General features: G+C 69.5%; 23 protein-coding genes. 8 read left to right on the top strand and 15 right to left on the bottom strand.

What is annotated here, in order from left to right; genetic code table 11:
* Positions 1–152: 152 nt before the first annotated feature.
* The 6 genes from F8M74_RS31950 to F8M74_RS31925 all read left to right on the top strand — a co-directional run bounded on the left by F8M74_RS31950 (position 153) and on the right by F8M74_RS31925 (position 6,587).
* Positions 153–671 (top strand): NADH-quinone oxidoreductase subunit C, encoded by a 519-nt coding sequence (locus tag F8M74_RS31950; RefSeq protein WP_020478794.1) that lies wholly within the window; start codon positions 153–155, stop codon positions 669–671.
* 12 nt (positions 672–683) lie between these two features.
* On the top strand, positions 684–1,931 hold the full coding sequence (gene nuoD / locus F8M74_RS31945; protein ID WP_141256806.1) for an NADH dehydrogenase (quinone) subunit D: 1,248 nt from the start codon (positions 684–686) through the stop codon (positions 1,929–1,931).
* Entirely contained in the window at positions 1,928–3,808 is a 1,881-nt protein-coding gene (locus F8M74_RS31940; protein WP_141256805.1) for a 2Fe-2S iron-sulfur cluster-binding protein, read from the top strand. Before nuoD ends, F8M74_RS31940 begins: the two co-directional genes overlap by 4 nt.
* A 2-nt stretch (positions 3,809–3,810) precedes the next feature.
* Positions 3,811–5,259 carry a complex I subunit 1 family protein gene (locus F8M74_RS31935; protein WP_141256804.1) on the top strand — a complete coding sequence of 483 codons (1,449 nt, stop codon included), beginning with the start codon at positions 3,811–3,813 and terminating at the stop codon, positions 5,257–5,259.
* Positions 5,260–5,301: 42 nt separating this feature from the next.
* Positions 5,302–6,066 (top strand): NADH-quinone oxidoreductase subunit I, encoded by a 765-nt coding sequence (locus F8M74_RS31930; protein WP_140862038.1) that lies wholly within the window; start codon positions 5,302–5,304, stop codon positions 6,064–6,066.
* Between the two features lie 155 nt (positions 6,067–6,221).
* Positions 6,222–6,587, top strand: coding sequence for a ferredoxin (locus F8M74_RS31925; RefSeq protein WP_020478796.1), 366 nt, complete (start codon positions 6,222–6,224; stop codon positions 6,585–6,587).
* A gap of 1 nt (position 6,588) precedes the next feature.
* Here the strand turns inward: F8M74_RS31925 and F8M74_RS31920 are convergent, their stop codons facing one another.
* Positions 6,589–9,129: an adenylate/guanylate cyclase domain-containing protein gene (locus F8M74_RS31920; RefSeq protein WP_141256809.1), complete on the bottom strand. Its 2,541-nt coding sequence runs from the start codon at positions 9,127–9,129 to the stop codon at positions 6,589–6,591.
* A gap of 143 nt (positions 9,130–9,272) precedes the next feature.
* Here F8M74_RS31920 and F8M74_RS31915 point away from each other — a divergent pair, with 143 nt between their 5' ends.
* On the top strand, positions 9,273–10,124 hold the full coding sequence (locus tag F8M74_RS31915; RefSeq protein WP_216620502.1) for a hypothetical protein: 852 nt from the start codon (positions 9,273–9,275) through the stop codon (positions 10,122–10,124).
* 25 nt (positions 10,125–10,149) lie between these two features.
* On the opposite strand, the gene F8M74_RS31910 is transcribed toward F8M74_RS31915, so the two are convergent.
* From F8M74_RS31910 to F8M74_RS31875, 8 genes are all read right to left on the bottom strand, one after another.
* On the bottom strand, positions 10,150–11,073 hold the full coding sequence (locus F8M74_RS31910; RefSeq protein WP_141256803.1) for a hypothetical protein: 924 nt from the start codon (positions 11,071–11,073) through the stop codon (positions 10,150–10,152).
* A gap of 111 nt (positions 11,074–11,184) precedes the next feature.
* Complete coding sequence (locus tag F8M74_RS31905; RefSeq protein WP_011552787.1) at positions 11,185–11,484, bottom strand: YtxH domain-containing protein; 300 nt, start codon at positions 11,482–11,484, stop codon at positions 11,185–11,187.
* Positions 11,485–11,524: 40 nt separating this feature from the next.
* Positions 11,525–11,959, bottom strand: a complete 435-nt coding sequence (locus F8M74_RS31900) for a hypothetical protein (RefSeq protein ID WP_141256802.1) — start codon at positions 11,957–11,959, stop codon at positions 11,525–11,527.
* A gap of 35 nt (positions 11,960–11,994) precedes the next feature.
* A complete protein-coding gene (locus F8M74_RS31895) occupies positions 11,995–12,195 on the bottom strand; it encodes a hypothetical protein (RefSeq protein WP_090489004.1) in 201 nt (66 codons plus the stop codon).
* A 38-nt stretch (positions 12,196–12,233) separates the two neighbouring features.
* Complete coding sequence (locus F8M74_RS31890; protein ID WP_011552784.1) at positions 12,234–12,455, bottom strand: DUF3618 domain-containing protein; 222 nt, start codon at positions 12,453–12,455, stop codon at positions 12,234–12,236.
* Positions 12,445–12,906 carry a phage holin family protein gene (locus F8M74_RS31885; RefSeq protein WP_140798045.1) on the bottom strand — a complete coding sequence of 154 codons (462 nt, stop codon included), beginning with the start codon at positions 12,904–12,906 and terminating at the stop codon, positions 12,445–12,447. Before F8M74_RS31885 ends, F8M74_RS31890 begins: the two co-directional genes overlap by 11 nt.
* Positions 12,907–13,050: 144 nt before the next feature.
* A complete protein-coding gene (locus tag F8M74_RS31880; protein WP_141256801.1) occupies positions 13,051–13,815 on the bottom strand; it encodes an endonuclease/exonuclease/phosphatase family protein in 765 nt (254 codons plus the stop codon).
* 17 nt (positions 13,816–13,832) lie between these two features.
* Positions 13,833–14,357, bottom strand: a complete 525-nt coding sequence (locus F8M74_RS31875; RefSeq protein ID WP_171410417.1) for a hypothetical protein — start codon at positions 14,355–14,357, stop codon at positions 13,833–13,835.
* A gap of 299 nt (positions 14,358–14,656) precedes the next feature.
* On the opposite strand from F8M74_RS31875, the gene F8M74_RS31870 reads away from it, so the two are divergent.
* The gene (locus F8M74_RS31870; RefSeq protein WP_141256799.1) at positions 14,657–15,646 is read left to right on the top strand and encodes a M23 family metallopeptidase; all 990 of its coding nucleotides are present in this window, start codon (positions 14,657–14,659) and stop codon (positions 15,644–15,646) included.
* Between the two features lie 6 nt (positions 15,647–15,652).
* On the opposite strand, the gene F8M74_RS31865 is transcribed toward F8M74_RS31870, so the two are convergent.
* The 6 genes from F8M74_RS31865 to F8M74_RS31840 form a co-directional block, all read right to left on the bottom strand.
* Positions 15,653–16,435: an enoyl-CoA hydratase/isomerase family protein gene (locus F8M74_RS31865; protein WP_141256798.1), complete on the bottom strand. Its 783-nt coding sequence runs from the start codon at positions 16,433–16,435 to the stop codon at positions 15,653–15,655.
* Positions 16,384–17,085, bottom strand: a complete 702-nt coding sequence (locus F8M74_RS31860) for a TetR/AcrR family transcriptional regulator (RefSeq protein ID WP_140862028.1) — start codon at positions 17,083–17,085, stop codon at positions 16,384–16,386. The genes F8M74_RS31865 and F8M74_RS31860 overlap by 52 nt, the downstream gene beginning before the upstream one ends.
* Before the next feature lie 108 nt (positions 17,086–17,193).
* Positions 17,194–18,732, bottom strand: a complete 1,539-nt coding sequence (locus F8M74_RS31855; protein ID WP_141256797.1) for a hypothetical protein — start codon at positions 18,730–18,732, stop codon at positions 17,194–17,196.
* A 160-nt stretch (positions 18,733–18,892) separates the two neighbouring features.
* Positions 18,893–19,243: a helix-turn-helix domain-containing protein gene (locus F8M74_RS31850; RefSeq protein WP_002634858.1), complete on the bottom strand. Its 351-nt coding sequence runs from the start codon at positions 19,241–19,243 to the stop codon at positions 18,893–18,895.
* Between the two features lie 59 nt (positions 19,244–19,302).
* On the bottom strand, positions 19,303–21,939 hold the full coding sequence (locus F8M74_RS31845) for an LPS-assembly protein LptD (RefSeq protein ID WP_141256796.1): 2,637 nt from the start codon (positions 21,937–21,939) through the stop codon (positions 19,303–19,305).
* Positions 21,940–21,986: 47 nt separating this feature from the next.
* Positions 21,987–23,483 (bottom strand): AMIN domain-containing protein, encoded by a 1,497-nt coding sequence (locus tag F8M74_RS31840; RefSeq protein ID WP_141256795.1) that lies wholly within the window; start codon positions 23,481–23,483, stop codon positions 21,987–21,989.

Below are 23,483 nucleotides of genomic sequence, written 5' to 3'. Positions count from 1 at the left end.
CCCTCCCACCCGGTTTCGCGCAACGCCCGCTTCTGGGCCTCCTAAGTGGGCTACATGGTTGAGGGTTTACGTTGACGCACCCGCCGAGGGCTCCTTATAAAGCCGCGGATTCTTCTCCCTTAGTCATTGGGGCACCCTTGAGCACTTTCGCGTTGGACAGGGTCTCCGCCCAGCTCCCAGAGGCGGTGGCGGATCGCTACGTGGATCGGACCGGAGGCGCCTGGGCCGTCATCCATGCAGACTCGCTCCCGAAGGTCGCCGCGTTCCTTAAGAACGACCCGGAGCTGGAGTTCAAGCTGTTCGGCTCCATTGACGCCGTGGATCGGCTGCACCTGGCGGAGAACGACCCTCGCTTCGAGGTCGTCTACTTCCTCTACTCCCTCAAGCGGCACGAACACGTGCGGCTCAAGGTGCGGGTGAGCGAAGCCAACCCGGTGGTGCCCACCCTGGTGCCGCTCTTCCGCGGCGCCAACTGGTGGGAGCGGCTGACCTTCGACTTCTACGGCATCCGCTTCGACGGGCACCCGGACCTGCGCCGCATCCTCCTCTACGACGAGTTCGAGGGGCACCCGCTGCGCAAGGACTACGCGCTGCGTGACCGGCAACCGCTCATTCCCGAGCGCCCCATCAAGGACATCTTCCGCGGCCCCGGCACCAGCGGGCTCTCCTGAGCGAGGACATCCATGGCTGACACCCTCAAGCCCGAAGCGCCGAACCCCGACACCGACGCATACGCCCACGAGTCGGAGCTGGAGGCCCACCTCCAGACCAAGCGGATGGTCATCAACATGGGCCCCTCCCACCCGGCCACGCACGGCACCGTGCGGCTGAAGGTGGAGCTCGAGGGCGAGACGATCGTCAAGATCGACCCTGAGATCGGCTTCCTGCACCGCGGCTTCCAGAAGAGCTGCGAGAACGTCACGTGGACGCAGTGCCTGCCCTACACGGACCGGCTCAACTACCTGTCCGCGATGATGAACAACTTCGGGTTCCTCAACGCCGTGGAGAAGCTCATCGGCCTGGAGATTCCCGAGCGCGCCCAGTACATCCGAGTCATCGGCTCCGAGCTCCACCGCCTGACGGACCACCTGACGTGCGTGGGCGCCACCGGCCTGGAGATGGGCGGCTTCGCGCCGTTCCTCCTCGCCATGGAGTTCCGCGAGCTGCTCCATGACCGCACCGCCGAGCTGACCGGCGCGCGTCTGACGACCAGCTTCGGGCGCGTGGGCGGCAGCAACCGCGACCTGCCCGAGGGCTGGATTCCCCGCGTCCACAAGACGCTGGACCAGGGCCTGGCGCTGCTCGACGAGATGGAAGGCCTGCTGACGAACAACCGCATCTTCGTGGACCGCACGAAGGGCACGGGTGTCATCAGCGCCGAGGACGCCATCGATTACGGCTACACCGGCCCCGCCCTGCGCGCGTGCGGTGTGGACTACGACATTCGCAAGACGAAGCCCTACTGGGTCTACGACCGGTTCGACTTCGACATCCCGGTGGGCGAGCACGGCGACAACTACGACCGCTACCTGGTCCGGCTCGAGGAGATGCGTCAGTCCATCCGCATCCTGCGCCAGGCAATGGACACCATCCCCGCGGGCCCCATCATCGTGGATGACTGGCGCATCGCGCTGCCGCCCAAGCCCGAGGTCTACGGCACCATCGAAGGCGTGATGTCGCACTTCAAGCTGGTGATGGAGGGCATCCAGGTGCCCGCCGGCGAGGTGTACGACGCCACCGAGGCCTCCAACGGCGAGCTGGGCTGGTACCTGGTGAGCGACGGCCGCGGCCGTCCCTACAAGGTCCACGTTCGCGCCCCGGGCTTCCCGGTGCTCGCGGCCGTCCCCCACATCATCGAAGGCAAGATGCTGGCGGACCTCATCCCTACGTTTGACACCATCAACATGATCGGCGGCGAGGTCGAGCAGTGAGCGACAACGACACGAAGAAGCCCACCGGTGATGCGCAGCCGCCTCCGAAGGGGGCGCCCACGGACACGCCCGCGGCCAAGATTGGCCCGGAGCCGTCCAACCCGCCCGCCGGCGCGAAGCTGGACAACCCGCCCGCCGCCGCCAGCGGCCCTACGGGGACGCCGCCGCCCAAGCCGCCCTCCGGCCCGCCGCCCAAGCCGGCGCCGAAGAACCCGGGGTTCATCACCGCCACCATCGACGGCAAGGAAGTCGTGGTGAAGCCGGGGACGAACATGATCGAGGCGGCCAAGGCGGTCGGCTCGGACATCCCCTACTACTGCTACCACCCGCGCCTCTCCATCGCGGCCAACTGCCGCATCTGCCTCATCGAGGCGTCCAACGCGCCCAAGATGGTGCCCGCGTGCCAGACGCCCATGGCCGAAGGCCAGGTCGTCAAGACGACCACGCCCAAGGTGAAGGAGCAGCAGCGCGCGGTGATGGAGTTCCTGCTGCTGAACCACCCGGTCGACTGCTCCATCTGCGACCAGGCCGGTGAGTGCAAGCTGCAGGACTACTACATGAAGTACGACTACCGGCCCTCGCGCCTGGAGGGCACCAAGGCCCTCAAGAACAAGCGCAAGGTGCTGGGGCCCCGCGTCGTCATTGACCAGGAGCGCTGCATCATGTGCACCCGCTGTGTGCGCGTGATGAACGAGGTGGCCAAGGAGCCGCAGCTGGGCGTGTTCGGCCGCGGCAGCCACGAGCGCATCGACGTGTTCCCGGGCAGCGAGCTGAGCAGCAACTACTCGCTCAACACCGTGGACGTGTGCCCGGTGGGCGCGCTGCTCAGCCGCGACTTCCGCTTCAAGGCGCGCGCGTGGTTCCTGTCCGCCACCCCGTCGGTGTGCACCGGCTGCTCGCGCGGCTGCACCACCTACGTGGACTGGATGTCGCAGGACTCGTACCGCTACCGCCCGCGGGAGAACGAGGCCATCAACAAGAGCTGGATGTGCGACGAGGGCCGGCTCACCTACAAGTACCTGAATCTGGGCCGCGTGCTCCAGGCGCAGGTGGGCCGCCGCGCCAACCGCGCCGGTGAGGCGGTGCCCGTCACCACGCGCAAGGAAGCGGTCCAGGCCGCGGCCAAGGCGCTGCGCTCGGTACAGGGCAGCAAGCAGCTGGCGGTGCTGGCCTCGCCCCTGGCCTCCAACGAGGACCTGCTGGCCGGGCTGAACTTCGCCAAGAGCACGCTGGGCGTGTCCACCGTGTACGTGGGCGGCCGCGCTTCGGGCCCCGCCGACCACTTCCTGATGACGGCGGACAAGAACCCCAACCGCAAGGGCCTGGAGCTCATCGCGAAGGGGCTGGGCCTCAAGCTGGAGACCTTCGACGCGCTCACCACCGCGCTGAAGGCGGGAACGGTGAAGGCGCTCTACGCCATCGGCACCGAGGTGCCGGGCAACGTGGACGCCTTCGCGGAGGCCGCCGGTCAGCTGGACGTGTTCGTGGCGCAGGCCTTCACCGAGTCCGCCATCACCGCACAGGCCACGGTGCTGCTGCCGGCCTCCGTCCCCGTCGAGGACGAGGGCTCGTTCGTGCAGCAGGACGGCATCATCCAGCGCTTCCGCAAGGCGTACCCGCCCAAGGGCGACGTCGTCCCGGGCTGGGAGTGGGTCAGGGAGCTGACGCGCGAGCTGGGTGGCGAGTCCACCTGGAAGCGCGCCGTCGACGTGTGGCGCGAGCTGGCTGGCAAGGTGGCCGAGTTCGCGGAGTTCAACTGGGAGAAGGCGTCTCCGGCGGACCGGGAGAAGCCGGGCATCAATCCGCTGCCGGCAGGTGCCGACGGTCGCCCCGCGGGGTACCGTGAGTTCGGCACGCCTCGGGTGAGGGGTATCTAGTCATGAGTCGCGTACTGACGATTCTCGTCGCCATGTTCACCATCGTCTTCTTGATGGCGGGTGGCATGGCGTCGGCCTACCTCGTGGGTGGCCTGGTGGAGGAGCACTGGTTCACTGGCGCGAGCCGGCTGACCAACGTGCTGTTCCTCGTCCTCATCTTCGTGATGGTCATCGCCACGCTGCTGACCATGGCGGAGCGCAAGTGGAGCGCGTTCATCCAGGACCGCATGGGTCCCAACCGCGCCCGCATCGCCCTGCCCGGCCTGAAGAACCGCTCGCTGGGCGGCCTTCCGCACATCCTCACGGACGTGCTGAAGATGCTGACCAAGGAAGACCTGATTCCGGCCGCCGCGAACCGGTTCATGTTCAACCTGGGCCCCATCCTGGCCTTCGCGCCCACCTTCGCCCTGTTCGCCGTGGTGCCCGCCGGTCCGTCGGTGCAGGTGTTCGGCCGCAACGTGGACATGGTGGTGGCCACGCCGGACTTCGGCGCCCTCTACGTGCTCGCCATCGCCTCGCTGGCCGTCTACGGCACCGCGCTGGCCGGCTGGGCCTCCAACAACAAGTTCGGGTTGCTGGGCGGCGTGCGCGCCACCTCGCAGATGATCGCCTACGAGGTCGCGCTCGGCCTGTCCCTGGTCGGCATCTTCCTCACGTTCTCCTCGGTGCAGTTCCCGGCCATCATTGGTGACATCGGCAACGCGCTCACCGGCGGCACCGGCCAGGGCCGCTACCTGTGGCGCACGGACGGCGCCTTCGACCTGGGGCTGCCCGCGTGGGGCATCTTCATCCAGCCGCTGGGCTTCCTGCTCTTCTTCGCCGCGTCCTTCGCGGAGACCAAGCGCGCCCCGTTCGACCTGCCGGAAGGCGAGTCGGAGATCATCGGCTACTTCGTTGAGTACTCCGGCATGAAGTTCGGCCTCTTCATGATCTCCGAGTTCGTGGAGGTCGTGGTGCTGGCCGGCGTGACGACGGCGTTCTTCTTCGGCGGCTACCACCTGCCCTTCGGCAACGAGTGGCTGGCCAACCTGCCCATCATGCAGGAGCACGGCTGGCTGCTGGGCACCATCCTGGGCACGGTGTTCTGGCTGAAGGTGCTGTTCCTCATCTGGGTGCAGCTGCTCATCCGCTGGACGTTCCCCCGCTTCCGCTACGACCAGATTCAGTCGCTGGGCTGGAAGATCCTCCTCCCCCTCGGCCTGGTGAACATCTTCGTGACCGGTGCGCTGGTCCTCTGGGATCCGTCCCTGCGGGCGCTCGCGGTCCTCGGCATCGCGGAGATTGGCATCTTGGTGGTGTTGACCACGACGACGAAGGTCCCCGCGGGCGGTGCGCACGGGGCGCACGCCGGCCATGGTCACGACCACGGACATGGCCACGCCCACGGTGGGCACGGTGCCCATGACCTGCCGGCGCACGCCCACGGCGCGGCCCCGGCCTCCACCCACTAGGCCGCACCTTTCGGCCCCAGCATCCGGGAATCGAGAACCATCATGGCCTACAAGGTAAGCAAGGACCCTCGCACGGATATCCGCGAGCGGACCTATGTGCCCAACCTGCTCCGCGGCCTGGGCATCACCGCGAAGCACTTCTTCCGCAACCTCTTCGGGACGCGTGACACCAACACGCAGGTGGTGGACCGCACCGGCGCCAGCCTGATGACGACGGTGGCGTACCCCGAAGAGAAGCCCATCTACCCCGAGGGCTACCGCGGCCTGCACCGGCTGGTTCCGCGCGAGGACGGCAAGCCGCGCTGCGTGGCTTGCTACATGTGCGCCACCATCTGCCCGGCGCAGTGCATCTACATCGAGGCGGGTGAGTACGAGGACGAAGCCTCGGACTCCGAGGACCGCGTCATCGAGAAGTACCCCACCCAGTTCGTCATCGACGAGCTGCGGTGCATCGTGTGCGGCCTCTGCGTGGATGCGTGCCCCAAGGACGCCATCCGCATGGACACCTACACGCACACCCCGCCCGAGTACACGCGGCAGAACTTCGTCTACGACATCCCGAAGCTGCTCAAGGGCGCGCCGGTGTCCCACCCGTCGGACCCGTGGAACAAGCGCGAGGGCTCCGAGGAGCCGCACCACGTCCACAAGGAAGCGCACACGCGCATCGGTGAGGGCCTGGTGGAGCTGAAGCTGCCGCATGGAGAGCACGGCGGCCACGGCAAGGCGCTGCCCGCGGGGGCCCATGCGGGCCACCAGGCGGTCGTCACGCAGCAGGGCCCCATCCAGGTGACGAAGTTCATCAAGTGAATCCAGATTCCCAGTGAGGCCGTACCGGCCTCACCCGGACTCCCGGCCCGCCCTCCCGCGTCGAAGCGGAAGGCGGGCCGGCGCTTTTTCAGGGGGCTGGTGGTGAAGCTGAACCTCTTCAATACGCTTGATGGCGGCCTCCAGGAGACGCCGCCGTGAAGCGCTACCGCTTGTCGGTGTGCAAGGGCTCCAGCTGCAAGGCGGGCGGCGCGGACGCCGTCTACGCCGAGGCCCGGGACGCCCTCTCCGGCCAGGGGCTGGTGCCGCGCTGCGAGCTGTACCGCGGCGGCTGCTACGGCTTCTGCCACATGGGGCCCAACGTCGTCGTCCGTGAGGACACCGGCCGCAAGAGAGACCCGCTTTCTCCCGAGGACTACCAGCTCATGGGCTGGCCGGGAGAGGTGTACTACTCGGCGATGACGACGGAGAAGATGCGCCGCGTGGTGGCGGAGCACATCGCGAAGGACGCCCCCGTGAAGGAGCTCTTCGGGCAGCCGGACTCGGACGACGGAGAGGAATGACTCACGCCGCCGCGGCGGTGGGCTCGCCCTCCTCCATGCCGTGCACGCCGTCCCAGTCCGCGGGCGGCGGCGTGACGAGGAAGCGGGCGCAGCGGCCGGCGTAGAGCGCGGCGACGGTGTCCTGGTACTCGTGTGAAGCGCGCTCGAAGAGGGCGTGCGCCTCCGCGAAGCGGCGCTGGTGATAGGCGGTGAGGGCCTGCTCGTGGAGCGCGAGCTGCTCCTGCATGCGGGGCGTGAGTTCTCCGCGGCGCGCCACCAGCTCGTGCACGCGCACCGGCTGCGGCCGGCCCTTGAAGCGCACCAGGTCCACCACGCGGAAGACGTAGCTGCCGCTGGCGAGCTGCGCGGTGGTGTCCCCGGCCAGCACATAGGTGCCGTACACCTTGTTGATGGCCTCCAGCCGCGAGGCCAGCCCCACCGCGTCTCCGAGCACGGTGTAGTTGGACTTCATCTCGCTTCCCAGGTCGCCCACCACCAGTTCCCCGGTGTCCACGGCCGCGCGGAAGCTGAGGCGGTGGCCGTACTTCTTCTCCCAGGCGGACTGACGCTCGGTCAGCACCTCCCGCATCTTCAGCGCCGCCTCGCAGGCCAGGTGCGCGTGGCGGTCCGTGCGCACCGGCGCGCCCCAGAAGGCCATCACCGAGTCGCCGATGTACTTGTCCACCTGCCCCGCCGTGGACCGCACCACCGCGGAAATCTCGGTGAGGTACGCGTTGAAGAGGCCCACCAGTTGCTCGGGCGGCATGCTCTCCGACAGCCGCGTGAAGCCTTCGATGTCACAGACGTACACGGACATCTTCCGGCGCTCGGGGCGCATCAGGCTCAAGTCCCGCGCCACCAGGCGGGCCACGTCCGGGCTGACGTAGCGGCCGAGCGCGTTGTGCACGAAGTCGCGAATCTGCCGCTCCGTCCCGTAGGCGTAGCGGATGGTGGCGACGAAGGCGCCCACCATGGCCAGCAGCGGCCCGGCCATGGCCACCCACAGCCGCTGTTCGACGAAGACGTACGCGGCTCCGAAGGCGTAGCCCGCGCCCGCCGCCACCAGGAAGCCCACGTAGAGCACGGCGCCGCGCACCGAGCGCAGCAGGAAGCTGAGCGACAGCGCCAGGAAGGCGCCGAGGAAGGCCAGCCCCACCGTGAGGAGCAGGTCCAAATCTGGCGCCGCGCGGGTGATGCCCTCCGAACGGAGGATGTTGGCCAGCGCCTGCCCCAGAATCGCGCCCCCCGGCGTCTCCGGCCCCAGGGGCGTGGAACGCAGGTGCGCGGACTCGCCGGCGGTCCGCGTGAGGACGACGGTGCGGCCTTCCAGGTCATTCTCGAAGCGCGCGGGGCGCTCGTCCGCCACGTCGAAGACGTTGAGGAGCACGTTCCACGCGCGGATGGAGCGCGCCAGCGAGCCGCGTGAGCCCCGGCCCGCGTTGGGCGCATCCCAGCGCAGCAGGCTCAGGCCCGAGGCGCTCATCGGGAACGCGTACTGGTCCCCCACGTGCAGCTTGCCGCCCTCGTAGCGGAGCGAGCGCGTACCGGCCAACCGCATGGCAGCCGCCAGGGGCAGCGACGGCAGGATGTGGCGCTTGCCGCGCACGGTGTAGCTCATGAGGTGCGCCACGGCGCGCACGCGCCCGTCCTGGCCCGCCACGAGCGTGGACGCACCGAACCCCGCGCTTCCGCTCAACAGCGGCACCACGGGGTGCTGAACCTGGCGCAGCTCGATGAGGTTCGCCGCGTCCAGTCCCTCCACCTGGACCTCCGCCAGCGCGATGAAGAGCTCCGTGGGGCCCACGCGGTAGCTGTCGTCCGCGGCGCGGCGCTCCTCGAGGACATGCGCGGTGGCTCCCAGGCGCGAGCCCAGCGCCTTGCCGTCCGCTGCGTCCATGGCGCCGCCCCAGACCTCCACCTGGCTGCCCGCGGGGATGATGAAGGCCGGGCGCTGCGCCGCGAGCACGGCCTGCGCGCGCAGGGAGGCCGCCTCGGACGCGTCATAAACGCCCAGCTTCACGCGGTACGGCCACAGGCGGTTGGCGGGGGGCAGCACCCGGGGCCCCTGCGCTTCCCAGGTGAACGACAGCAGCGCCCGGCCCGGGTCTTTCGCCAGCTGCGCGGCGAAGGCCGCGTCGTCGCAGGAGAGCGACGAGGCCGACGCGGACGAGGCTTCGGCACAGGCGTTGGGGCTCAGGTCCGTGAAGGGCAGGTCCACGAGCACCAGCAGCGCCCCCTCCTGGACCAGCCGGTGCACCATGCGGCCCACGAGCTGGCGCGGCCAGGGCTGCGTGGCGACGCCAGGGCGCACATCCTGGCGGGCCTCGGCCAGCGTCTCATCGTCGATGGCGATGACGACGGCCTCGTCGGGACGCTCGGAGCGCTCTCCCAGCTCCCGCACGCGCCAGTCGTAGGTGACACGCTCCCAGCCTTCCAGCCAGGCCTGTGCGGCATCCACCGCCGCGGAGGGGACCCAGGCCGACGGCGGGTCCTTGGGCGGCACGATGCTGGTGGGGCGCAGGTACACGAGCAGCCCCAGCACGCCTCCGAAGAGGAGGGCCATCAACAGGGAGACGCCAAGCCGCTTCAGGAAGCGCCGGCCTGCGGAGTGAACGCGGTGACCTTGCACGGGTGGTCCGGAGGATACCCTGAGATGGGCCCGCGCGCGGTCGTCGTTGCGGGGGGCCCTGCTATGCTCCTGCTCCCATGAAACGCACCCTGGTGTCCGCGGCGCTCGCCGCCTCCTCCCTCGCCTTCCTGGCTTGCGACCTGGATCAGCTCACCGCCGACCACGTCATGGTGGGCACGCTGCTCTCCACCCCAGAGGTGGAGGTCTCCGCTTCTGCGTTGGCCGGCTATGACGCGGGCACCTTCAGCCCGGACGGAGGCGACGTGCTCGCCCTGCCCGCGCAGACGGCCGCCATCGTCTTCTTTGGCAGCCGGACGGGTGAGAACTCGCAGCCCTCCGGCCTGGCGGGGGCCGAAATCACGGTGCAGCCGGTGGGTGGCGATGCCACGGAGCTCGCGGACGAGGGCTCCGGCAACTACCGCCGCACCAGCGTGGGCGCCTCCGACTTCACCTACCAGCCGGGTGCCACCTACCAGTTCATCGCGAACCGGGGGGGCACGCGCTACGTAGGCCAGGTGGACGACGCGCCGATGAAGGAGACCATCGCCGCGCTGCACCCGCCCGAAGGCTTCCTGCGCATCGACGCGAGCACGCCCCTGTCCTTCGACCGACCCGCGCCCGCGGCGAATACGGACCGCACGCTCGGCTTCGTCACCGTGGTGCCCCTGAGCGCCGAGGGCGCGCAGGGCGAGCCGACGTACACCAACCTGCCCTCCACGCCGGTCCAGTTCCTCCAACTGGTGGGACTGCCGGGCCCCTACCGCGAGGCCCGCGTGACGATTCCGGGCACCGCCTTCCCCCAGCGTGAGCAGACGTACCTGGTCATCTTCCACGCCGTACGTATGGGCGGCGCCGAATCCGGCAACCTGTTCCTCGGCAGCGCGCTGCTGGCGGGCACCGCCGAGGTGGGCGTCGTGCGCACGCGCTAGGACGGACCTGCCGGCGCGAGGCGCGTCAGCCCACTTCGATGTCCAGCCCGATGCGCCCTTCCAGCTTGAGGCGCAGCAGGTGCCCCGCGAAGCGCTCGGACTCCTCGCGGGAGAGGACGTTGCGGAAGGCCGCCCCGTCCGCGACCTCCACCTCCAGCACCACGCCCCGCTGAAGCAGCCGGAAGAAGTCCTCGCCTCCCGAAGGGCGCGGAACGAACACGGGGAGGAAGCCCTTCAGCGGCACCACCTCCCCTGCCCCCCGCACGCGCGACTCCAACCCCACCGCGTCCGGACGCACTTCGTCCGCGGCCACGCCCTCGTCGGCATAGAGCGGCGCGGGCGGCAGCGACACGTCCTCGGTCGCGTCATCCAGCAGGAAGCCGTACCGGGACGGAATCCTGGCCGCGAACAGGAAGCACAGCAGCACGGGCGTGTCTCCGGACACGCGCTCCAGATGGAGAATCGCGCGCTCCGTCCCCACACGGCGCAGCAGCAACGTCAGGGATGGACGGCCCGCGCTCAGGTAGCGCTGGACGCGGTCCTTGAGCGTGGCACGAATCTCCGCGAAGGCCTCGGCATGCTTCGCCTCGCTCTCCGTCTCTCGCCGGGCAAGCGCGTCGCGGGCCTGCGTCAGCTTGTCCTCCGCGTCCCGCAGGAAGTCCCCTGGAGCGGCGGGCGGAGTCACCAGCGCGGGCTCGGCGCCCGACGAAGGTGTCAGCCCCGCGGCGCGCACCGCGCCCAACAGGAACGCGCCCTGCTGCTCCAGCCGCTCGCGCTCCTCACGGAAGCGCAGGCGCGACGCCGCGTGCTCCACCTGGAGCTCCAGCCACGCCTCATACCCGGACTCCAGCGTCTCCAGCGCGCGCAGCCGCGCCAGCGCCGCGTCCGGGCTCACGCCCTCGCTGGCCTCGGCGTGCTTCACCATCCCACCCTGCGTCGTCTCGCTCACGGCCGTGGACTCTAACCGGCTCCAAACGGGAAGGCCCCCACCCGCGGCCGTTGCCGGCGCGAATGGAGGCCCCTGGCCCCGTCCGGGGCCGTGTGCGGCGAATGCCGCGAATCAGGCGGTGCGAGACACGGTGCCCTGCGGGCCCGTCTGCGCCGCGCCCTCGGAGGAGCGGCCGACCGCGTTGGACAGGTACTCCTGGCCGCTGTGCAGGCGCTGACGGAGGTCATCGCGCAGCTGGTTGCCCGACTTGGGCGCCAGCAACAGGCCCAGGCCCGCGCCCACGAGGATGCCCGCGGCGAAGGCGCCCACGACGGGCAGGAGCGTGTCCACCGTGTCCCGACGCGTCTCCAGGCCCACCAGGTGCAGCAGGTCGTCCTTGTCCAGCTTCTTGAGGTTGTTGAAGTTCACCATTTGAGACTCCGGGGGTTGTGGGGTGGAGGAAAGCCCGGCCTCAGTACGTCGGCGGGCGAGGAGTGCCTGCGGAAGTGGCGTTCGCCGAGGCGGAGCCCTGCGGGCCCGGACCAGCCATACCACGTCCAGTCTGATAGCCCTGGAAGGCCGATTCCGCCATGCCCAACAGTTCATCCTTGACCAGTGGCAGCGCCGCGAGGCGCACGCCGAGCCGGAGGATGCGCGCCGTCAGCGGCGTGAAGAGCCCGCCGCCCAGCAGATAGCCGACGCCCACGGCGGCCGCCATCATCCCGTACGGATTGCGCTCCACGCGCCCCCGCAGGTCCAGCGTCTGCCCCAAGTCCGTCACCGCGCCGCGCGCGTCGGACCAGAGCTGCTGCGCGTCGCTGCCAATGTGGTCCACTCGCTGCCCGAAGCCGCCGCCCTGCGGGTCCTGCGGCGTGCCATTGCCCGATGCACCTGGAAACGTCGTCATGCGTTCACCCTCTCGTGTGGTTCCAGCGCGCGTCTTCAGCGGCGCGAGGCAATGCGTCCGACGAGGAAACCCACGGCCACGGCGCCCAGCAGGCACGTGCCGGGATTGGCGCGGATGAAGCTCACCACGCGGTTGTTCAGGTCCACGATGTTCTGACGGGCCTCGTCTATCTGCGGCACCACGCGGTCCTGAAGCTCACGCGCCTTGTCGGCCATCTGCTGCGGATTCATCTCCATCGAAGCCATCTCCTCAATTGGGGGTACTACGGCAGTCGTCAGTCGCGCGAGCCCAACCACAGGCCCACCACGAACGCCGCGCCTACACACGCGTAGGGATTGCGGCTCACCCACTGGCGCCAGTCGGCGGCCACGGCCACTTCTTCGCGAAGGGCACTCACGGACGTGGCCAGCTCAGCGCGCGTGCGCTCGATTTCGGCACGCAGGTCCGCGCTGCTGCGGGGGCTGTAGGCCTTGGGCTGTCCATTGCTACCGGCCATGCGGGGGCTCCTTGAAGATTTCACGGTTCGTCCCCTGGAGCGCATTCACGGATGCGTTGGGGACGGCGTTGGTGAGCGCGGCCACGCTGAGAGAGAGCTCCTGCGACGTATCGTCCATCATCCGGCGCGCCTTCAGACGGTTCACCGCCCACATCGCGCCGCCCGCGCCTCCCACCAGATTCAGCAGGCCGATTCCAGCCAGCGCTCCGGACCATCCCAACCACGTGGACAGCCACGCCGCCAGCGCCGCGCACACGAAGCCATAACCCACGAGGATGAAGGGCACGAAGGCCACGATCATCGCAACGTCCAGGCCCGTGGCCTTGACGTCCTCGGCCAGCTCCATGCGCGCCAGCTGCAGGTGCTGCGTCACCAGCCGGCTGAAGCCGTCGGCCATGCGCCCGACGAGCGCGGAAATCCCGCGCTCTGCCTGTTCACTTCCCACGTGCATGCGCTCTCCGGCCGACGCATACGGCCTCTCAGGTGCGGGCCAACCTAGGCATGCGCCTGTTCCGCGACAACCACGTCACGGAGTTTTTGTCCGGCGCACGCAAGCGTCGGCCAGTGAACGCGCGCGTCGGCCCATCCGCCCAGTCTACCCGATGAGCTGCACAGGAGGAGAGACGGAAGGCTCCACGGCGATGGGGGCCTCGAAGCGCAGCACGAGGGGCAGGTGGTCAGACGCCACCCGGCTCAACTCCGTGCGGTGAGGATGGATGGACAGCGGGCGCACGCCCGCGTCCACGAAGATGCGGTCCAGCCGCAGCAGGGGCAGGCGCGTGGGATACGTGCGAGCGGGCGCGCCGAGCTCCAGCGCCGCGTCCTGGATGGCCTGGCGCACCAGCGAGGGCACCGGGCCATTACCCCAGTAGTTGAAATCTCCACACACCACCAACGGGTCCTTCCGCGCGGCATCGCGGAGGATGTCCGAGGACAACAGCAGCGCCTCCTGCCTGCGCCGCTCACCCAGGCGCAGGCCCAGGTGGAGGGAGAAGACGTGGAGCTGCAGCCCTCCCCCGATGTCCAGGTCGCAGCGTAGCGCGCCGCGAGGCTCGCGGCGGCCCACGCTCAAGTCGTAGTTCTTCGACTTGACGATGGGCAGCCGCGACAGGATGGCGTTGCCGTAGCGTCGGCCGTTGCGCACGACATTGGGACCAAAGGCCATGTGCAGCCCGAGCATGTCCGCCAGGTGTTCGGGCTGGTCCTCCCGAGGCGTCACCGCGCGAAAATCGCCTACCTCCTGGAGAGCGACGATGTCCGCGTCCACTTCGCGGAGCACCGCGCCCACGCGGCCCAGGTCGAAGCGGCCGTCCGTTCCGATACCACTATGGATGTTGTACGAAACGAGCCTCAGCTCCACGCGCGTCGCTCACCCAATCAGGACAGAGGAAGGATGCGGCCCGCGGCCATGCGGACGACCGTGACGGGCAGCAGGATGAGCCGGGACACGGCCTTGACGGCGGCGCCCAGTCCACCCCGCAGGGCCTGGAGCTGGTGCTCCGCCTCGTCGCGAATCTCCGGCAGCCGCCCGCGCGGCGGCTGCTCGCGCGTGGGTGGCAGCGCGCCAATCGGCGCCGTTCCTCCCACGACGGGCGCGGAGGTCGTGCGCGCCTTACCCTTCGACGTGCCACGTGCCGCCTTGAATCCCGGGCCGTGGGAGAACTTGGCGTCGGGCTCGGGCCGCGCAAGTTCCTCCATCTGCGCCTCCATCTGATGCGCGATGTAGAGTTCTTCCGTCTCCGCGAAGCGCTTGCCGTAGTGAACGCCCTCGTGGCTCTCCATGGCCTCGGGATGCGCCTTGGAATGGGCCAGCCGCGCCTTGTCCTGCCGACGCAGGCTTCGCTTCGGCGCCGGCAGCGTCTTCGGAACCTGGTAGTGGTCAAAGCTATAGGGACGAGGCATCCGCGAATCTCCCAATCAACGAGTCCGTTCAGAAGCTAGGAAGCCCCCAGTCCCCCGGGTACGCCTTGACGGAATGCGCCCTGGTGGCCCGCCTGCCCTGCGGCCAGGCAGGCGGCATGCGGACAAGATGCGTCGTCCAAGTACCGACAACCTCTGGCGTCGGCTTCGCGCAGAGGAGGCGTGCGGCCTTCATCCCACCCAGGCGACAAGCCGAGCGCTTCGAGGGACGGGGCAGGAGTCCGGCTGCTCAACACCACACTCCGGGAAGAGTTGCGCGCGACGTGGTGTAAAAACGGCCCATGCCTTCGCACGCACCCGGCCGGAAGTATTCCAAGTCCGCTTTCCTGCTACTCGCCCTGCTCGCACTTGGAGCGAAGGCCGGTGCGACCGAAACCGCCTCGGTCCCCGTGCGCACGTCCAGCGAGGACGCTTCCCTGGAGGCCCCTCCCCAGCTGACGCTGCACCCCGGCGCAGCCAAGCCGGGGGATCCGGTGCTGGTGCCGGTGAGCGGCATGACGGCGCCGCCCACCGGCACGCTCGCTGGACGCGCGCTGCGCTTCTTCCCCTGGGGTGATGGCTATCTGGCCGTCTCCGGCCTGCCGGTGGAGATGACGCCCGGCGCGGCGCAGGTGACGGCCATGGGCCCCGTCACGCCGGGCGCGCCGCAGGTGGAGCTGACGGGCACGCTGGATGTCGTGGAGTCCGGCTACCCGTCTCGAGAGCTGCGCGTGGCCGGCAAGTACGTGAAGCCGCCCGCGTCGGTGCGCAAGCGCATGGCCGCGGACCGCCGCGCCTTCGCTGAAGCCTTCGCCCAGGACTTCAGCGCGCCGCACTTCGCGCAGAACTTCGCGTGGCCGAGGGCGGACCGCATCACCGCGCCCTTCGGCGACCGCCGCACCTTCAACGGAAAGCTGTCCAGTCAGCACTTCGGCGTGGACATCGACGGGGACCCGGGCACGCCAGTGCAGGCCGCCAACGACGGCACGGTGGTGATGGCGCGCGACAACTACGCGGCGGGAAACACCGTGCTGGTGCACCACGGCGCGGGGCTCTACACGGCGTACTTCCACCTGTCCCGCATCGACGTGAAGACGGGCACACAGGTGAAGCAAGGCCAGCTATTGGGCAAGGTGGGCAGCACTGGCCGCGTCACCGGCCCGCACCTGCACTGGGGCGTGAAGGTGGACGGGCTGTGGGTGGACGGAGAGCGCCTGCTGAAGCTGGACTTCTTCCCGCACCTGCCGCCCAGCGTCGCCCGGGGCGGCAACGCCGAGCTGGACACGCCGTAACCAGCGTCAGCGATCGTTCCACTTCGGGGGACGCTTCTCCAGAAACGCGGAGATGCCCTCCCCCGCGTCGTCCGCTAGCACGTTCAGCGACAGCTGCGAGGCCAGGTACTCCAGCGCGGCGGGCAGCGGCAGGTCCTCGGCGGTGAAGAAGGCACGGCGTCCCAACGCCAGCACCGCCTGGCTCTTTCCCGCCAGCTTTCCCGCGAGCGTGCCCACCGCGGCATCCAGCTCCGCGGCCGGCACCACGCGGTTGAGCAGCCCCAACGTCAGCGCCTCGCGCGCGGGCAGCCGGTCTCCGGTGAGCACCAGCTCCAACGCACGCTTGCGGCCCAGGTGACGCTGGAGCAGCGCCATCATCATCATCGGGAAGAGGCCCACGTCGATTTCGGGCGTGCCCAGGTCCGCGCCATCCACGGCGACGGCCAGGTCGCACGCGAGCACCAGCCCCAGGCCACCCGCCAGCGCGTGCCCGTTGACGCGCGCCACGGTGGGCTTGCGCAGCTCCTGGAAGCGCGCCAGCAGCCGTCCATAGGAACGTCGGCCCTCGTGCGTGGACAGGAAGCCCTCGTCACCGGCCATGGTTCCCAGGTCCCCGCCCGCGCAGAAGACCTTTTCACCGGCGCCCGTCAGCACCACCACGCGCACCGCGGTGTCGGATTCGGCCCGGTCCAGCGCGGCCATCAGCTCGCGCACCACCCCCGGGGACAAGGCGTTGCGGGCCTTGGGCCGGTCAATGGTCAGGAGCGCTTGGGGGCCTTGGACTTCGTAGCGGACTTCTCCGGCTTCCATTCGGACACCTCCGCTGCCTGGGCACCCGTGAGGACGCCGTAAAGGAAGGAGTCGGCAATCTGCGACTTCGCCCGCTCCAGGGCGTCGGGGTCGCGCGCGTCGGCCAGCCCCACGACGAAGGCGGTGAGCGCCATTTCGATGTTGCCGAAGAGGAGCGCGGAGGCCAGGTGCGGGTCCAACCCCGTCCGCAGCTCGCCCCGCTCCTGCGCGGCGTTGAAGAGCGCCGAGCTGAGCCGGATGGCATCCACGAAGGCCGTCTGCCGGTTGATGCGCGAGCCCGCCGGGCTGCGCGCAATCTCCAGGATGAGCACCTTCACCGCGCGCGGGTCCACCCGGTAGGCCTCGAAGGCCACCTCGACGATGCCTCGGACCTTCTCCGCCAGCGGGCCTTCGCCCTCCACCACCGCGCGCACGCGCGTGACGAAGCCACTCCAGCCGGTGTCGAACACCGTCTCGAGCAGCTCATCCTTGTTCTTGAAGTAGTGGTAGACGAGCCCGTACGCGACGCCGGCCTCTTTCGCCACGTCCGCGATGCGGCAGCCGTGGTAGCCCTTGCGCGCGAACACGTCGATGGCCGCGCGGAGGATGGTGCGGCGGCGCTCGCTTTCGCGCGTGCCACTCTCCGCCGCCGGCTTGCTCTGCTGACCCACGGTTGTCCTCCACCGGCGGGTGATTCGCCAGTCAACCAGCGGAGAACCTACGGAGGGCGGGCCCTGGGGTCAATGCCTTCGTGGGCCCGCCCGGCGAAACGACGGAGACTACTCCACGGTGCCCCGGACGATGGGTCCCTGGACAATGGCCTCGTGGCCCTCCAGCTGTGCCGCCGTGTACTTGCAGATGGGCGTCACCCTCCAATCAACCGGAGGGTTGAAGACCGGCGGCGGGGGGCCTTCAGCGGGCGGCTCGTGCGCATCGCTGACCAGGTACGTCTCGAAGTTGAAGGACGGGTAGGTCAGCGCGATGCCCGTGTTGGCCGGGGACACCGTGACGGGGCCGGACGCGCCACCACTGCAACCGTCATTGCCGCTGTTCTGGGCCATGCGGTTGTACCAGGGGTCGGAGACGATGAACGAAATCGAGATGCCACCGAAGTGGTTGATGAGCGGCGGCGGCGCGTTGGGCGGCGGGTCGAGCTGCCGCTGCGTCTGGTCCTTGTCCAGCCCGTGGGGCATGCCCGTCCAGAGGATGCGCTCCTGCACCCAGATGAGCGTGCTGGCGTCGTGCTGGCCATTCTTGCCCGTCCAGCGACCGTCGCCGTTGGTGTCCACGTAGCGCTCGCCCGGGTCCCACGTGCCGTTGTCGTTGTTGTCGACGAAGGGCTCGGTCAGGTCCTCGAACGGCTCGCCCGTGTCCCAGGCGCCGTTGTTGTTGAGGTCGTCGAAGGCCTCCTCACCGCTGGTGATGGCGATGAGCGAGACCAGGTTGTCACGCGGGTTGAGGACGATGCCGGGGCGGATGGGGTCCGGACGGCGCGGCTCCGGGCGGTCCTGCTGGGGCTGCGGGGCGTTGCCGTAGGCGGCAATGGGGTTCTCGTCCCAGAGGAAGGGGTGCATCCACAGCGGCGCCAGGTACTCGCCCGTGTGGGTCGCGTCCTTCTGCGGGTTCCAGCTGAAGATGCCCGGCTCCACGTCCTGCGGCAGCGGCAGGGACGTCTTGTAGAGGACCTCCGCGTTGCCCACCACGTCCGTGACGGACACGGCGCTGGGACCGATGGTGCCCGCCTCCGTGAGGAAGGACACCTGGGCACCCACCACGCCGTCACCGTTGCGATCACCCACGTGGGCGATGCACCGGACCTTCACGCCCGCGATGAGGGCGCGCGTCTCGTCCCAGGCGCCAACGGCGTGGTGCAGACCCGAGCCGTCACCGGAGAACGAGCCGCACTGGAAGGTGAACTGACGCGAGTTCGAGTTGGTGCCCGCGAAGCTGACCACCGGCGAGACGGCCCGCTTCATCTCGGCACCCGTGCCGGCGGTGGCGATGACCACGGCGGAGGCCACCCGGCCGCCGCGCGCCGTCATCTGCACGGACACGATGCCGTCACCCGTGTTGGTGACACCCTCGGTGGGCGACAGCTCGACGCCCGGAACGGGGGACTCCAGCGTGAAGGACACCGGCGTACCCGCCTGCGGCTGGCCTCGGGAGTCCACCGCGCGGAAGCGCAGCGTGGTGATTTCTCCCAGTCGCGGCTGAGCCGGTGACTGGTCCACGAATTCAAGTGTGGCGGGGGCCGACGGCGAGCATGCGACAAACAGCAGGCTCGCGAAGGCCACCCACGGGGCCAGACCCGGACGCATCAGTGGAAACTCCTTGAAGGCGATGAAGGAAGCGGGCTGTACGCGAGCAGCGCACAGCGCATCTTCCGCATCTTCCCGGGCCACCTACCGTCCAGTCAAGGACAGGACAGGTGGACCGGCGCCCTCTTGCGTCCAGGGCCTGGAATCCCAGGGGGCAACGTCAGGCGGCGGTGCCGCTGAACATCACCCGGGCCACGCCCAGTAGACGGTCCACGTCCCGGGCGGTGAGGCCACGGGCGCGCGCGAAGTCAGACAGGGGCCGCAGGAGGTCCTCCGTCTGAGCAAGGGTCTGCTCCGTTCCCGTGAAGAGCTCGCCCAGGCTCACGCCCAGGGCGTTGGCCAGGGCCGCTAGCGTCTCCACATGGGGGACACGCTCGCCACGCTCGATCATGGAAAGGAACGACACGCTGATCTGCGCCCGCTCAGCGAGCTCTTCCTGCGTCCAGCGCTCCGGCCGCTGTGTCCGAAGCTCGCGGATGCGCTGCCCAATTCGTTTTCCGAGGTCCGACACGAAGTACTTCTCCTGGCTGTTTCGGGGTTGGAGGAACCACCACCCACCGCTGGTGATTCCTAGCCTCCGGAACCAAAGGATCCGAAATCCGCCACAATGAGGTTGATGCCGGAGAATTCCAGCCCCAAATCTCGCCGCGACGTCACCACCCCTTCTACCCGCCAGCAGTCGCATGCAGGCCCATACGAGAGGCCGAACGTCTGCTGAGCAAGAGGGCGATTTTCTTGAGTTATTGGATCCTGGTAAAGCGGTTGCACAATTGCTTCGTACCGCACTCCCAGCCCAAATCCGAGCTTCAAACGCGTACCCACGATGAGGGCTTGAGCCCGTTCGGCCGGAGGGAAGCCGGGCTCTACTCGGGATAATCCGCCTACCAAGGTATCCAGCGAGCGGCGGAGCACATCTGGGCCCACGGAGCGGGGATCCGCGCCGCGGTTGAGCGCATCTCCCCCGGCCCACAGCAGGTCATCGAAGCGCGCGTACACGGCGTGCCCTTTACCGTTGTCGACGTTCACCTCCGCGGAGAGCCCGGAGATGCGGCCCGCGTTGGGGTCGTAGCGAACGGTGCCTGCGGCCGTGAAGACTCCAGCGGTGGCGCTGAGGCGGGCGAAGGTGTCGCGCAGCACGGGCCCCGGGTCGTCCACCTTCCCCGCCGCGGGCACGTGCCGGGTGAGGTCGAAGCCCTGTCCGATGCGCAGGCGCAGCGGTTCGCGGATGTCGTTGCCGCGCTTGAAGCGCAGCGTCTGGTCCACGGCGAGCACCGCGTGGAGGAAGCCCCGGGTGCGGCCGTCGGCCTGGAACGGCACCGCGGCGTCCACTTCGTCATAGGGGCGGGCCAGGTCCTCACCGGAAGCCCCGGCCGAGGGAAGACGGCCCCACCCGCCCGGCACGTAGCGCAGCTCCAGCGAGGGGGTGATGGCATGGCGGAAGCTCGTCTCACGGCCTTCGAAGACGCGCGCCACCTGGCTTTCGAGCAGCAGCCCGGCGATGGGATAGCCCCGCTGCCACGTCCGGCCCGATACCTCGCCCAGCCACACGTCCTGGCGCATGCCCAGCGAGGGCGACACGCGCATCAGACTGCCCAGACCGAAGGACGTCGACAGGCGGGGGAAGAAGTCCACCCGGTCGCGGGCTTCACGGTCGTTCGAATTGAAGATGCCGTCGGACTGTGTGGTGTCCGCGGGCTTCGGCCACTCGGAGGAGCCGAATGGGAGGTAGTCCCCCCCAGGCCGGAAGATGCCGTCGATACCCTCGTCGCCGTACCCGCCTCGCAAGGGCGCGAGCCGCAGGTACTGCACCGAAAGCCCCCCCATGATTCCGCCCAGCACGGGCCGCTCCGGCAGGGCCAGGGTGATGGCCGGCAAGCGTTGGAACGTGGTGGGGCCCTTCAGGTCCGGGCGCGCCGGGTCCGTGGCTGCCGGGATGCGGTTGTCCTGGAAGAAGCGGTACCCCCACCGGATGTCCTGGCGCAGCGCCACGTCGAGCCCCGCATAGAGGTCGTCCTGGCGTTGGAACACCGTGCCCGTGCTGCGCAGGTAGGTGAACTCGCGGGTGACGAGGTCCGCCGTGAGGTCGCGGGTGTAGTTGCCGTCCGAGACGAACGAGGCGTCGACCCGGTTGTGCCACCCTCCCCCCATGTCCTGGGTGTGTTGCCAGGACGCCTCGCCCCGGAGTCCTCGCCGCTCATCGACGAACTCAGGCGAGGCGACACCGTCCACCGTCCGCCGATAGAACACGAAGCTGCGCGGATCCCGGATGGGCCGGAGGTCGTAGAGGAACCCCAGCGTGGCCCGCCCCCGGGTCCGCTCGCTGGGCGCATAGCGGAACTCGGTGAGCAGGCGCGGCCCCTTCACGCCCAGGTAGCGCGGCTCCCGGACCTGCTCGGTGGCGCCGGGAACGGTATGCAATTCGTAGCCGCCGCTGAAGTACCCCGGCGTGAGCGTCACGTCGTAGCTCTGCCCCAGTGTGATGAAGAGGGGCTGCTCCAGGGAGAAGCCGTTGAGCGAGGAGATGGTGGGCTTGGGGAGCAGCAGGCCGGTGCGCCGCTGTGACAGCGGCATGTAGAGCCACGGCAGCGCGAACACGGGCACGGACTTCACGTACACCACGGGCAGCGTCATCGTGGCGCGCTCGCCCAGGACGACGGTGGCCGACGAGGCCTCCATTCGCCAGCCGGGCTCACCCGGGCTGCAGTTGCACGGCGTGAAGGCCAGGTCCTCCACGAGGAAGGTGTTCTCCCCCGTCCGGCGGATGCGCGAGCCGCTCATCAGGAGGGGCGTCTCCCCCATGGCCCGCAGCTCCTGGGGCGTCTTCGCCGTGAACAGGGCCTCCTGGGTGACGCCCTGCTTCTGCATGAAGAGGCCGCCCTCGAGGTTCGCCTCGTAGGTGCGCACATCCATCTTCACGGTGTCGGCGACCGCGGCCAGGCCGCTGGGGCCCACGAACATCACGCCGCCCGAGGCGGTGACGAGCTGGTTCACCTCGTCGTACGTCACCTCGTCGGCGCGAAGCTGCATCGTCTCCGTGCGCAGCACGGCGTTGCCGCGCGCGGTGACGACCTTCGTGTCCGCTTCGTAGACGACCAGGTCCGCAGCCAGCTGCGCCGTCTCACCGTTGGGCAGAGCCAACGGGGTGGCGAGTGGCACCTGCGACGTGGAGACCAGCAGCGCGGCGGCGAGCGGAACGAAGAAGCTCATTCAGGGGTGCAGGGTATGCCGCGCCCAGGCCGAGCGGCCCGCTCTTTTCACCGGCCTGTACGCTGGAAGTCCAATGAAATGACGTTGCCCTCCTGGCGGGCCTGGAACGGCGCGGACTGCCGGAGCTGGATGGTGATGCGCACATCCCGCCCGGACGCGCTCGGATCTACCCGGAGCACCGGCGTCGCGAAGTAGGACGTGTCCAGCGGCAGCGTGTTGTTGCTGGCATCCACGCGGGTGTTCTCCAGCTCCAGCACCACGGAGCGGCCCCGCTCCGACACGGAGTAGCTGACCGGCTCGTTGGTGCGGATGAACACGCGCGAGGCCCCCGACTGCTGCTGGAAACCCACCAGCGTCAGCGTCTTGCGACGCGAGGACACCGAGGCCTCCGAGCCGGAGCTGCTCGGCCGGGAGGGCTCCACCGCCTGATTCTGGCGGCTCTCCCGGGACGCACGAGCCTCGGCCTGACGCTGACGGCGCTCCTCAGCGGCGGCCTCCTGCTGGGCCCGGCGCTCCTCCGCCGCGGCCTGCGCGGCGGCACGTCGCTCCTCGGCGGCGGACTGCTGAGCGGCCTTCCGCTGCTCGGCCTCGGCCCGGGCCGCGGCCTTGCGCCGCTCCTGCTCCTCGGCGGCGGACTGCTGCTGGGCCCGGCGCTCGTCGGCGGCGGCCTGCGCGGACGCGCGCGAGGCCTCCTCCTGGCGACGCTTCTCCTCCGCAGCAGCCTGAGCGGACGCCTTCGCCGACTCTTCCTGGCGCCGCTTCTCGTCGGCGGCGGCCTGCGCCGAGGCACGCGAAGCCTCCTCCTGGCGCTTGCGGTCCGCCTCAGCCCGAGCCTGCTCCTCCTGCTGGCGCTGAACGGCAGCCCGAGCCTCCTCCTGACGCTTCGCCTCGGCCTCCGCGTCACGCTTCGCGGCGGCGGCGGCTTCGGCGGAAGCCTTCTCCTGGGCCTCACGCTCGGCGCGAGCCGCGGCGGCGGCCTCCGCGGCGGCCTTCTCCTGGGCCTGACGCTCCGCCGCGGCGGCAGCGGCGGCATCCGCGGCGCTGCTTCCCGCCTGGGGCTGCTCGGTGCCCGGCGCCTGCGCCACGGCCTGCCCCCCGCCGCCCGCGACGCGGACGACGAGCTGGTTGCCATGGGCCTGGATGTCCGCCTCCGCCTCGCGCTCGTAGCCGATGAGCACGCGCGCGATGGATGACGCCTCAGAGCCATAGCTGGCGGTGCGGATGGCCGTCACCGTGCCATTGCCCACCTGAATCTCCTCGGGCACGTCGGAGAAGACGGCCTCGGAGATGTCGATGACGAGCCGCGGCGGGTCCGTCATGGTGAACGTGGTGAAGTTCGCCTTCTGCGAGCCGGAGATGGTCACCGTCCCACCGTTCACCTGCACCGCGGTGATGGTGTTCAGGTTCGTGGCCGGCGCCTGCGCGAGCGCCACGAAGGGCACGAGCACCACACCGAGCAGCCACGCGGCAAACGGCTTCATCGACCACACCCCTTCACGTTGACAGAAGAGCGTAGAGGCTATCACGCACCAGCGTGCCTCCAA

The organism is Myxococcus sp. CA023 (assembly GCF_010998615.1).
GTDB lineage: Bacteria > Myxococcota > Myxococcia > Myxococcales > Myxococcaceae > Myxococcus.
Note: the sequence above shows the minus strand (reverse complement) of the source record. Positions and strands in the feature narration are given on the sequence as shown.

Coding starts and splice junctions, on each gene's coding strand:
- nuoD (WP_141256806.1), top strand. CDS start 684: ATGGCTGACACCCTCAAGCCCGAAGCGCCGAACCCCGACACCGACGCA.
- F8M74_RS31935 (WP_141256804.1), top strand. CDS start 3,811: ATGAGTCGCGTACTGACGATTCTCGTCGCCATGTTCACCATCGTCTTC.
- F8M74_RS31930 (WP_140862038.1), top strand. CDS start 5,302: ATGGCCTACAAGGTAAGCAAGGACCCTCGCACGGATATCCGCGAGCGG.
- F8M74_RS31920 (WP_141256809.1), bottom strand. CDS start 9,129: ATGGCCCTCCTCTTCGGAGGCGTGCTGGGGCTGCTCGTGTACCTGCGC.
- F8M74_RS31915 (WP_216620502.1), top strand. CDS start 9,273: ATGAAACGCACCCTGGTGTCCGCGGCGCTCGCCGCCTCCTCCCTCGCC.
- F8M74_RS31905 (WP_011552787.1), bottom strand. CDS start 11,484: ATGGTGAACTTCAACAACCTCAAGAAGCTGGACAAGGACGACCTGCTG.
- F8M74_RS31900 (WP_141256802.1), bottom strand. CDS start 11,959: ATGACGACGTTTCCAGGTGCATCGGGCAATGGCACGCCGCAGGACCCG.
- F8M74_RS31895 (WP_090489004.1), bottom strand. CDS start 12,195: ATGGAGATGAATCCGCAGCAGATGGCCGACAAGGCGCGTGAGCTTCAG.
- F8M74_RS31890 (WP_011552784.1), bottom strand. CDS start 12,455: ATGGCCGGTAGCAATGGACAGCCCAAGGCCTACAGCCCCCGCAGCAGC.
- F8M74_RS31885 (WP_140798045.1), bottom strand. CDS start 12,906: ATGCACGTGGGAAGTGAACAGGCAGAGCGCGGGATTTCCGCGCTCGTC.
- F8M74_RS31875 (WP_171410417.1), bottom strand. CDS start 14,357: ATGCCTCGTCCCTATAGCTTTGACCACTACCAGGTTCCGAAGACGCTG.
- F8M74_RS31870 (WP_141256799.1), top strand. CDS start 14,657: ATGCCTTCGCACGCACCCGGCCGGAAGTATTCCAAGTCCGCTTTCCTG.
- F8M74_RS31865 (WP_141256798.1), bottom strand. CDS start 16,435: ATGGAAGCCGGAGAAGTCCGCTACGAAGTCCAAGGCCCCCAAGCGCTC.
- F8M74_RS31855 (WP_141256797.1), bottom strand. CDS start 18,732: ATGCGTCCGGGTCTGGCCCCGTGGGTGGCCTTCGCGAGCCTGCTGTTT.
- F8M74_RS31845 (WP_141256796.1), bottom strand. CDS start 21,939: ATGAGCTTCTTCGTTCCGCTCGCCGCCGCGCTGCTGGTCTCCACGTCG.